8 protein-coding genes are annotated in these 9,093 nt (G+C 71.8%); 1 reads left to right on the plus strand and 7 read right to left on the minus strand.

Features of this window, described 5'->3' with window-relative positions:
- Nucleotides 1-132: 132 nt before the first annotated feature.
- Nucleotides 133-945, plus strand: a complete 813-nt coding sequence (locus ACFUJY_RS27355) for a tyrosine-protein phosphatase (protein ID WP_383304525.1) — start codon at nucleotides 133-135, stop codon at nucleotides 943-945.
- Nucleotides 946-956: 11 nt separating this feature from the next.
- Here ACFUJY_RS27355 and ACFUJY_RS27360 read toward each other — a convergent pair whose 3' ends face one another.
- From ACFUJY_RS27360 to shc, 7 genes are all read right to left on the minus strand, one after another.
- Nucleotides 957-1,133: a DUF6126 family protein gene (locus ACFUJY_RS27360; protein ID WP_199879078.1), complete on the minus strand. Its 177-nt coding sequence runs from the start codon at nucleotides 1,131-1,133 to the stop codon at nucleotides 957-959.
- Nucleotides 1,134-1,176: 43 nt separating this feature from the next.
- Nucleotides 1,177-1,785 carry a helix-turn-helix domain-containing protein gene (locus tag ACFUJY_RS27365; protein WP_383304527.1) on the minus strand — a complete coding sequence of 203 codons (609 nt, stop codon included), beginning with the start codon at nucleotides 1,783-1,785 and terminating at the stop codon, nucleotides 1,177-1,179.
- A 62-nt stretch (nucleotides 1,786-1,847) separates the two neighbouring features.
- Nucleotides 1,848-3,245: an aspartate aminotransferase family protein gene (locus tag ACFUJY_RS27370; RefSeq protein ID WP_383304529.1), complete on the minus strand. Its 1,398-nt coding sequence runs from the start codon at nucleotides 3,243-3,245 to the stop codon at nucleotides 1,848-1,850.
- Nucleotides 3,242-5,170, minus strand: coding sequence for a 1-deoxy-D-xylulose-5-phosphate synthase (dxs, locus tag ACFUJY_RS27375; RefSeq protein ID WP_383304531.1), 1,929 nt, complete (start codon nucleotides 5,168-5,170; stop codon nucleotides 3,242-3,244). The genes ACFUJY_RS27370 and dxs overlap by 4 nt, the downstream gene beginning before the upstream one ends.
- A gap of 82 nt (nucleotides 5,171-5,252) precedes the next feature.
- Nucleotides 5,253-6,269 (minus strand): adenosyl-hopene transferase HpnH, encoded by a 1,017-nt coding sequence (hpnH, locus tag ACFUJY_RS27380; protein WP_383304534.1) that lies wholly within the window; start codon nucleotides 6,267-6,269, stop codon nucleotides 5,253-5,255.
- A 5-nt stretch (nucleotides 6,270-6,274) separates the two neighbouring features.
- The gene (locus ACFUJY_RS27385) at nucleotides 6,275-6,928 is read right to left on the minus strand and encodes a 1-hydroxy-2-methyl-2-butenyl 4-diphosphate reductase (protein WP_383304536.1); all 654 of its coding nucleotides are present in this window, start codon (nucleotides 6,926-6,928) and stop codon (nucleotides 6,275-6,277) included.
- Nucleotides 6,928-8,931 carry a squalene--hopene cyclase gene (gene shc / locus ACFUJY_RS27390; protein WP_383304538.1) on the minus strand — a complete coding sequence of 668 codons (2,004 nt, stop codon included), beginning with the start codon at nucleotides 8,929-8,931 and terminating at the stop codon, nucleotides 6,928-6,930. Before shc ends, ACFUJY_RS27385 begins: the two co-directional genes overlap by 1 nt.
- Nucleotides 8,932-9,093 lie beyond the last annotated feature (162 nt).

A 9,093-nucleotide genomic window follows, 5' to 3' on the forward strand; every position in this document is an offset into this window, starting at 1 on the left:
CGGCGGGGCAACGGTGCCTGCCCGGAATCCGGCGGTGCCGACCGAGACGAATGCACCCGGAACCGATGTCGTATCGTCGCGGTCGAGGGCCCGTCGGCGACACGCGCCGGGGCAGAGCCTCCAGGAGTGACCGTGACGCAGCAGCTGCCGCAGACCCCGCCGACGGAGCCCGTGCTCACCGGCGTCCGCAACTTCCGCGACCTGGGCGGCCTGCCCACCACCGACGGCCGCCGGGTACGGCACGGCCGTCTCTACCGCAGCGGCCACCTGGCGCACGCCACGGCCGAGGACGCGGCCTTCCTCGGCGGGCTCGGCCTGCACACGGTCTTCGACTTCCGCAACGCGGCGGACCACAAGCTGGACGGCCTGGACATCGAGCTGCCGGGCGTACGGAACGTGAGCATCCCGCTCAGCGACCCGGCGGACGGGGCGCAGTTCTGGCGGATGGTGCGCGACGGCGACCTGGCGGACCTGCGCTCGATCCTGGCCGACGGCAAGGGGACCCGCCGCATGGTCGCCTCGTACCGCTCGATCATCCTGGAGCGCACCGCCGAGCACAGCCGGGTGCTGCACGCCCTGGCCGAGGACAGCGTGCCCGCCCTGATGCACTGCGCGGCCGGCAAGGACCGGGCCGGGCTCTCGATCGCGGTGACGCTGCTGGCGGTGGGCGTCGGGCGGGACACCATCGAGGCGGACTACCTCAAGTCGAACGACGCGCACCGCCGCTACCGCATCCGGCGCAGCGACACCTCGGCGGCCGGGATGTCCCCGGAGGTGCTGGAGCTGCTGAACCCGCTCTTCGGCGCCCAGCCCGACTACCTTGCCGCGGCCTTCGCCGCCATCGACGAGACCTGGGGCGGCACCGACGGCTACCTGGCCGAGGGCCTGAAGCTGACGCCGGCCACCCGGGAGCGGCTGCGCGAACGGCTCCTCGACGAGTGCTGAGCCGGCCCGGCCTACTGGTTGTGCATGCCGACCGCGAAGAGCAGATACAGGAACGCGGCGATGACGTGTCCGGCCACGAGATAGGCGAAGAGCCGGATGACGAGCCCGCGCGGCATCTTCCTCTCCTGGGTGTCGGCGCCGGGGCGCGGGGCCGGGGTGAGCGGGTCGTAATGCTCTGAATCGGACATGACTGGCCTCTCTGGCTGCCGGGGGTCCGGCGGCGGAAACGTCTCAGCCGCGGTGGACCGCGCCGCCGAGGCACAGGTCGGCGGCGGGGCTCTGCAGCAGGGTGTGGACGAAGAGCAGTTCGGAGCCCTCGGGGTCGGGGGCCGCGATCCGGTGCGGGGTGAGCGAGTCGAAGTGCGCGCCGTCCCCGGGCGCGAGGTCGTGCACCGTCTCGCCGAGCGTCACCCGGAGGCGGCCGGTCAGGACGTACAGCCACTCCTCGCCGGGGTGGACCCGGACCAGGTCGCCCTGGGCGCCGTACGGGACGCGGACGCGCAGCGCCTGCATCGCCCGGCCGGAGCCGCCGGCCTGCTGGTACGTCCAGCCGTCGGCGGCCGTGCCCTCGAAGGGGCGGGCGCGGACGATCGCGTCACGTTCCGGGGGCATCTCGCCCAGGAGTTCGGAGACCGTCGTACCGTAGATCCTGGCCAGCTGGAGCAGCATCGGCAGCGAGGGCTGGCGCCGGCCCGTTTCGAGCCGGGAGAGGTGGGCGGGCGAGAGCCCGGCCCGCTGGGCCGCGGTCTCCAGGGTGAGACCACGGCCTCGGCGCAGATCGCGCAGGCGTGGCGCGACACCGGGCAGCTCGCCGGCCGCCAGGTCGTCCGGAGGGTTCATGCCTCCATTGGGCCAAATTCTTTCCCCTGAGGCAAATAACTTGCCTCAGGGGCAAAAACTCCTCAGCGGTTGGCGACGGCCTGCTTCACCAGCGTCCGTCCGAAGTCCCACATCAGTCCCCCGCCGCTGTGCGCGTCGTCCATGACGGCGGTGAACGCCTCCACGAACCGGTCGACGTCCGCGTCGTCGATGACCAGTGGCGGGATCAGCTTGATCACTTCCAGGTGGTCGCCGGAGACCTGGGTCAGGATGCGGTGCTTCTGGAGCAGGGGCACGACGACCATCTGCGCGAAGAGGCCCTTGCGGGCCGCCTGGAGCATCGTCCACCGGCTGCGCAGCTTCAGCGAGGTGGGGCGGCCGAACTCGATGCCGATCATCAGCCCGCGCCCCCGCACCTCGTGCAGCAGCTCGTAGCGCCCGACGAGCGCGGACAGCCGTTCGCGGAGCAGGTCGCCGGTGCGGCGCGCGTGCGCGACGGTCTCCTCGTCCTCCATCACCGACAGCACCGCGAGCCCGGCCGCCATGGCCTGGGCGTTGGAGCCGAAGCTCGCGGAGTGGACGAGGACCCGGTCCATCGAGGAGTAGACGCGCTTGAAGATCCAGTCCTTGCCGAGCGTCGCCCCGACCGGGACGTAGCCGCCGGAAAGCGCCTTGGCGACGCAGACGAGGTCCGGTTCCACCCCTTCCTCGTGCTGGTACGCGTAGAAGTCCCCGGTCCTGCCGAGGCCGGTCTGCACCTCGTCGGCGATGAGGAGGGCCTTGTGCTTGCGCAGCAACTCCTGGGCCTCGCGGAGGTAGCCGGGCGGCGCCTCGTACACCCCCTTGCCCTGGATCGGCTCCACCACCAGGGCCGCCACATCACCCTTCTTCAGCTCGCGCCGCAGTGCGGCGAGGTCGCCGAGCGGGATCGCGGTGTCGGGCAGCAGCGGGGCGAAACCGTCCCGGAACCCGCCCTCGCCGTTCACCGAGAGCGCCCCGGTGGTCAGCCCGTGGAAGGCGTGGTCGCAGTACAGGACGCGGGGCCGGCCGGTGGCGTACCGGGCGAACTTGAGGGCCGTCTCGACGGCCTCGGTGCCGCTGTTGCCGAAGAACACCCGGTCCAGGTGCGGGCTGTGGCTCAGCAGCTTCTCGGCGAGCAGCCCGGGCAGCGGCTGGCAGTCGAACCGGGTCAGGTCGGCGAGCGAGGCGTCGAGGACGTCGTGCAGGGCCTTGCGCACGACGGGGTGGTGGCGGCCCAGGCCCATGACGCCGAACCCGGCGAGCATGTCCAGGTAGTCGTTGCCGTCCGCGTCCCAGAAGTGCGCGCCCTCGGCCCGTTCGTAGACCTTGTCGAAGCCGATGGTGTGCAGCATGCGCGGGAGCTGGTGGTTGAGGTGCTTGCTGTGCAGCTCGTAGCGTTCGGCGCCGCGCTCGGCGAGAAGCCGCGCCAGATCGAAGCCCTTGGGCCCGTCGTCCTTCATGCCCCGCTCTCCTTGTGCCCGTTGCCCGGGGCGTCGTGCCCCGTGCCGCCGGCCGCCTTCCGGGCGGCCGTGACGGCGCTGATCCGGCCGGCGATCTCGACCGGGGTGAGTCCGATGTCGGCCAGTACCTCGGACCGCTTGCCGTGCGCGAGGAACTGCTCGGGGATGCCGAAGGTGCGCAGCGGTACGTCGACCCCCGCGTCCCGGAGCGCCTGCCCGACCGCCGAACCGACGCCCCCGGCCCGGCTGTTGTCCTCGACCACCGCGACGAGCCGGTGCGCGGCGGCGAGCGGCGGCAGCGCCGCGTCCACCGGTTTGACCCAGCGGGGGTCCACCACGGTGCAGCGGATGCCGGCGCCCGACAGCAGTTCGGCGGTGCGCAGGCAGACGGAGGCCATCACGCCGACGGCGACCAGGAGCACGTCGGCATCCTCGTCGCGCCGCAGCACGTCCATCCCGCCGGTCCGGCCGACCGCTTCGATCGCGTCGCCCACCGATTCCTTCGGGAACCGCACGAGGGTCGGCGCGTCGTCCACGGCGACCGCCTCGCGCAGCTCTTCGCGCAGCCGGTCCGCGTCGCGCGGGGCCGCGATCCGCAGCCCCGGCACGACCTGGAGCACGGACAGGTCCCACATGCCGTTGTGCGAGGCCCCGTCGGGCCCGGTGACGCCGGCCCGGTCCAGGACGAAGGTGACCCCGCACCGGTGCAGGGCGACGTCCATCAGGAGCTGGTCGAACGCCCGGTTGAGGAAGGTGGCGTAGACCGCGACGACCGGGTGCAGGCCGCCCGTGGCGAGCCCGGCGGCACTGACCGCCGCGTGCTGCTCGGCGATGCCCACGTCCCAGACGCGGTCCGGGAACGCCTCGGCGAACTTCGTCAGCCCGACCGGGCCCGGCATCGCGGCGGTGAGCGCGACGACGTCCGGGCGCTCCGCTCCGATCGCCGCGATCTCGTCCGCGAACACGGAGGTCCAGGACGGGCCGGCGGCGGGCACGAGCGGGGCGCAGGTCAGGGGGTCCATCGCGCCGACGGTGTGGAAGCGGTCGGCCTCGTCGCGCAGGGCGGGGGCGTAACCGCGCCCCTTCTCGGTGATGCAGTGGACGAGGACGGGGCCCCGGAATCCCTTGGCGCGGTGCAGGGCGGCCTCGACGGCGGCGGTGTCGTGTCCGTCGACCGGGCCGATGTACTTCAGCCCCAGGTCCTCGAACATGCCCTGCGGGGCGACGAAGTCCTTGAAGCCCTTCTTGGCCCCGTGCAGCGACCCGTACAGCGGCTGTCCGATGACGGGGGTGCGTTCCAGGAGGCCCTTGCCCCAGGAGAGGAAGCGCTCGTAGCCGTCGGTGGTGCGCAGGGTGGCCAGGTGGCGGGCGAGGCCGCCGATGGTGGGCGCGTAGGAGCGCTCGTTGTCGTTGACGACGACGATCAGCGGGCGGTCCTTGGCGGCTGCGATGTTGTTCAGGGCCTCCCAGGCCATGCCGCCGGTGAGGGCCCCGTCCCCGATGACGGCGACGACGTGGTCGTTCCTGCCTCGGACCTCGTTGGCCTTGGCGAGTCCGTCGGCCCAGCCGAGGACGGTGGAGGCGTGCGAGTTCTCGATGACGTCGTGCTCGGACTCCTCGCGGGACGGGTAGCCGGAGAGCCCGCCCTTGCCGCGCAGCTTGGAGAAGTCCTGGCGTCCGGTGAGCAGTTTGTGCACGTAGCTCTGGTGCCCGGTGTCCCACAGGACGCGGTCGACGGGCGAGTCGAAGACCCGGTGCAGGGCGATGGTCAGCTCCACCACCCCGAGGTTGGGGCCCAGATGGCCCCCGGTCCTGGCCACGGCCTGCACCAGGAAGGTGCGGATCTCGTCGGCGAGTTCGCCGAGTTGTGACGCGTTCAGTGCCTTCAGATCGTGCGGCCCCCGGATGCTCTGCAGCAGCGTCATGCCCGGGCCCCCTCTCTGTGGTCCTGTTGCTGCTCAAGGTGATGGCCGGGCTCCGCGCGGGAGCCCGGCCGGGTGTCGCGGCTCAGCTGCCGCTGACGGTTTCACGCATGGCGCGCAGGGACTCCTTCAGGGAGCCCATGGTGGCGAGGACGGCGGTGGGCTCGTAGCCGCAGTGCGCCATGCAGTTGGCGCAGCGCGGGTCCTTGCCCCGGCCGTACTTGTCCCAGTCGGTCTCCTCGATGAGCTGCCGGTACGTCGGCACGTAGCCGTCGCTCATCAGGTAGCAGGGCCGCTGCCAGCCGAACAGAGAGTAGTTGGGGATGGCCCAGGCGGTGCACGGGAAGTCGGCCTTGCCCTCCAGGAAGTCCAGGAAGAGCGGCGAGTGGTTGAGCCGCCACCGGCTCCGGTTGCCGCCGGCGAAGGACTTCTTGAAGAGTTCGCGGGTCTGCTCGACGCCCAGGAAGTGCTCCTGGTCGGGCGCCTTCTCGTACGCATAGGCGGGCGAGATCATCATCTCGTCCACCTTGAGGTCGTCGTTGAGGAAGTTGAGCACCTCGATGATGGTCTGCGGGGTGTCGGTGTTGAAGAAGGTGGAGTTGGTGGTGACCCGGAAGCCGCGCCGCTTGGCCTCCTTGATCGCCGCCACCGCCTCGTCGAACACGCCTTCCTTGGCGACCGATTCGTCGTGCCGCTCGCGGAGCCCGTCGATGTGCACGGCGAACGCGAAGTAGGGCGAGGGCGTGAACTTCTCGATCTTCTTGCGCAGCAGCATCGCGTTGGTGCAGAGGAAGACGTACTTCCTCCGCGCCACCAGCTGGCGCACGATCTCGTCGATCTGAGGGTGCATCAGTGGCTCGCCGCCGGCGATGGACACCATCGGGGCGCCCGATTCGAGCACGGCGCCGACGGCCTGGGCCACGGGCATGCGCTGCTTGAGGACTCCGGCCGGGTGCTGGATCTTCCCGCAGCCCTCGCAGGCGAGGTTGCAGGCGTACAACGGCTCCAGCTCGACGATCAGCGGAAACTTGTCCCGCTTGCGGAGCTTTTGTTCAATGAGGTACGTCGCAACCTTGATGGACTGACGAAGCGGCATGGCCATCTAGCTCACCTCCTGGGGAGCAGCAAAGATCGGTGCCATTCATAGAAAGCCGGCAGGACGGCACGGAGAACGCGGAAAGCCGATATTCCACCGCGGAACGTGCCGATGCGGACGAGCTCATGCTCCGGGGCGTCCACGACCACCCGTACGGCGGCAACCGGGCGTGGCCCGGACCGCAGGGCGGTGCGCAGGGTCGCGGCGGACTCCATGTCCACCGCGATCGCCCCGGTGGCCCGCAGTTCGGCCCGCTCATGTCCCCGGACGACATGGTCGGACCCGGTGAGCGGGCCGGTGTGTACGGTGCGCCCCGGTACGGCCCTGGCCAGCGCGTCGGCCAGCAGCTCCGCACCGGTGCACGGGACGGGGTCCCCGGCGGCCCGGGTCTCCTCGGCCACCACCAGGTCGCCCGGGTGCATTCCGGGCGCGAGGCCGGCGCAGAACCCCGAGGCGATGACCGCGGTGTCCGCCGCCGCCCCGCCGTCCCGCCCGAGCGCGCGCGCCACGGCGGTCTCGGCCGCCCTGGGGCCCATGCCGGTGCGGAGCACGGTGACCCGCTCCGGGGCGTCCAGCGCCCTCCCCCTGCCGGTGCGCAGGGCGAGCTGTTCGATGCCGAGCGCGCAGGCGATCAGCAGCGGGGCGGCCGGCCCCGACTCTCCCATCAGGCCCCCTCGCGCGTCGTGGTGCGGCCCGCGAACGGGTCGCCGTGCACGTACCGCCCGAGCGCGGTGAGCGGGAAGACCTGCCGGTAGAGGTGGTAGTTGATGGAGAAGTCCCAGGGGAACCCGGTGCCGGTGAAGTAGGGCTCGTCCCAGGAGCCGTCGGCCTGCTGGGTCTCGGTCAGCCAGGCGATGCCCCGGGTCACGGCGACGGTGTCCCGCCGCCCCGCGGCGAGCAGCGCGAGGAGTGCCCAGGCGGTCTGGGAGGCGGTGGAAGCCCCCTGGCCGATCCACTTCTCCTCGGTGTAGGAGCGCAGGTCCTCGCCCCAGCCGCCGTCGTCGTTCTGGACGGACTCCAGCCACTCGACGGCGCGCCGGATCGCCGGGTGCGACGGGGGCAGCCCGGCCGCGGTCAGTGCGGGGACCACCGACCCCGTTCCGTAGACGTAGTTGACGCCCCAGCGCCCGAACCAGCCGCCCGCCGCGTCCTGTTCGGTGAGCAGCCACTCGATGCCGCGCCGGGTGACGGGGTGCGCGGCGCGGCCCTCGACGGCCAGCATCTCCACCACGTGCCCGGTGACGTCGGCGGACGGCGGGTCGATGACCTCGCCGAAGTCGCAGAAGGGCAGCCGGTTGGGGAAGGGGCTGGTGTTGTCCGCGTCGAACGCCCCCCAGGCGCCGTTACGGGACTGCATGCCGATGTTCCAGCGCACTCCGCGCTCGATCGCGGCGTTCACCCGGGCCTGGTCGGGGTGGCGGACCCGGCGCAGCGCGAGGACCACCTCCGCGGTGTCGTCGATGTCCGGGTAGTTGTCGTTGTGGAACTCGAACGCCCAGCCCCCGGGCTGCAGTTGGGGCCTGCGCACCGCCCAGTCGCCGGGCCGGACGATCTCCTCGGCGAGCATCCAGTCCGCCGCCTTCACGAGCGCCGGGTGGTCGGGGGCGACCCCGGCGTCGGCGAGCGCGATGGTGGCCAGGCAGGTGTCCCAGACCGGGGACTGGCACGCCTCGATCATGCGGGTGCCGTCCTCGCGCCACACGGCGAAGCGGTCGAGCGATTCGAGGCCCGCCCGCATCACCGGGTGTTCGAGGTCGTAGCCGAGGAGGTGCAGGGCGATGACGGAGTAGACGGCGGGCGGCTGGATGCCGCCCCAGCAGCCGTCGTTCTCCTGGCGTTCGATGATCCAGCGGGCGGCGGCGTTCATCGCGACCCGGCGCAGTCGGCGCGGTGCGACGCGGTGGTAGACGTGCAGCGCCTTGTCGAGCCGCTGGAAGAGCCCGTCCCAACTCCGCGCCGGTGCGGGGCGCTTGGGCGGATTCGGGTTCTCCGGGTCGGTGTGCAGCTCGTCCAGGGCGAAGGGCGCGGGCCGCACCGGCCGTTTCGCCGACACGATGGTGAGGGGCACGATGGTCTGGCGGGCCCAGCATCCGAAGTCGTAGATGTTGAGCGGGACCCACTTAGGGAAGAACATCAGCTCCGGGGGGAGCTCCGGCAGGTCGTCCCACTTCCACCAGCCGAAGAGGGCCAGCCAGATCCGGGTGAAGACCCGGCTCGCGGCGATGCCGCCCTGCTCCCTGACCCAGCCCGCCGCCCGCGCCATGTGCGGGTCCTCCGGCCGGTCGCCCGCCAGCCGCAGCGCCACGTACGCCTCGATGGTGGTGGAGAGGTCCGCGGGGCCGCCGTGGAAGGTCGCCCACGTCCCGTCGCCGAGCTGTTCGCCGCGGATGAACCCGGCGGCGGCCCGGACCGTGGCGGGGTCCTGGATGCCGAGGAACTGACGGAGCAGAAGGTCCTCGGCGTCCATGGTGACGTTGGTGGCGAGGTCGCCCTTCCACCAGCCCTGCTCGTCCTGCCTGCCGAGGAGGTGCTCCACCGAGCGCTCCGCGGCCCGCCGCGCGGCGGCCAGTACACCGTCCGCGGCGATCGTCGATTCGGTTGTCTTTCTGCTGGCCGAGGCTGCGCGGGGGTCAACGGCCCCGGTGCTTCCGTCGGTCGTCGCTGTCATGGCTTCCCCTTCGTGCAGGTGGTCCTCTGCTGTGCTGGGGTCTCCGTCGGGCGGCGCCCGGGGGGGGGCCGGCCGGCGCCTGCGCGTCATATGGACCAGCTGGTGTTACTAACTTTCTGTCGAGCACCAAGTACCCGCGCGCCGTGAGCTGCGCCCCCCCCG

The organism is Streptomyces sp. NPDC057249 (assembly GCF_042669245.1).
Taxonomy (GTDB): domain Bacteria; phylum Actinomycetota; class Actinomycetes; order Streptomycetales; family Streptomycetaceae; genus Streptomyces.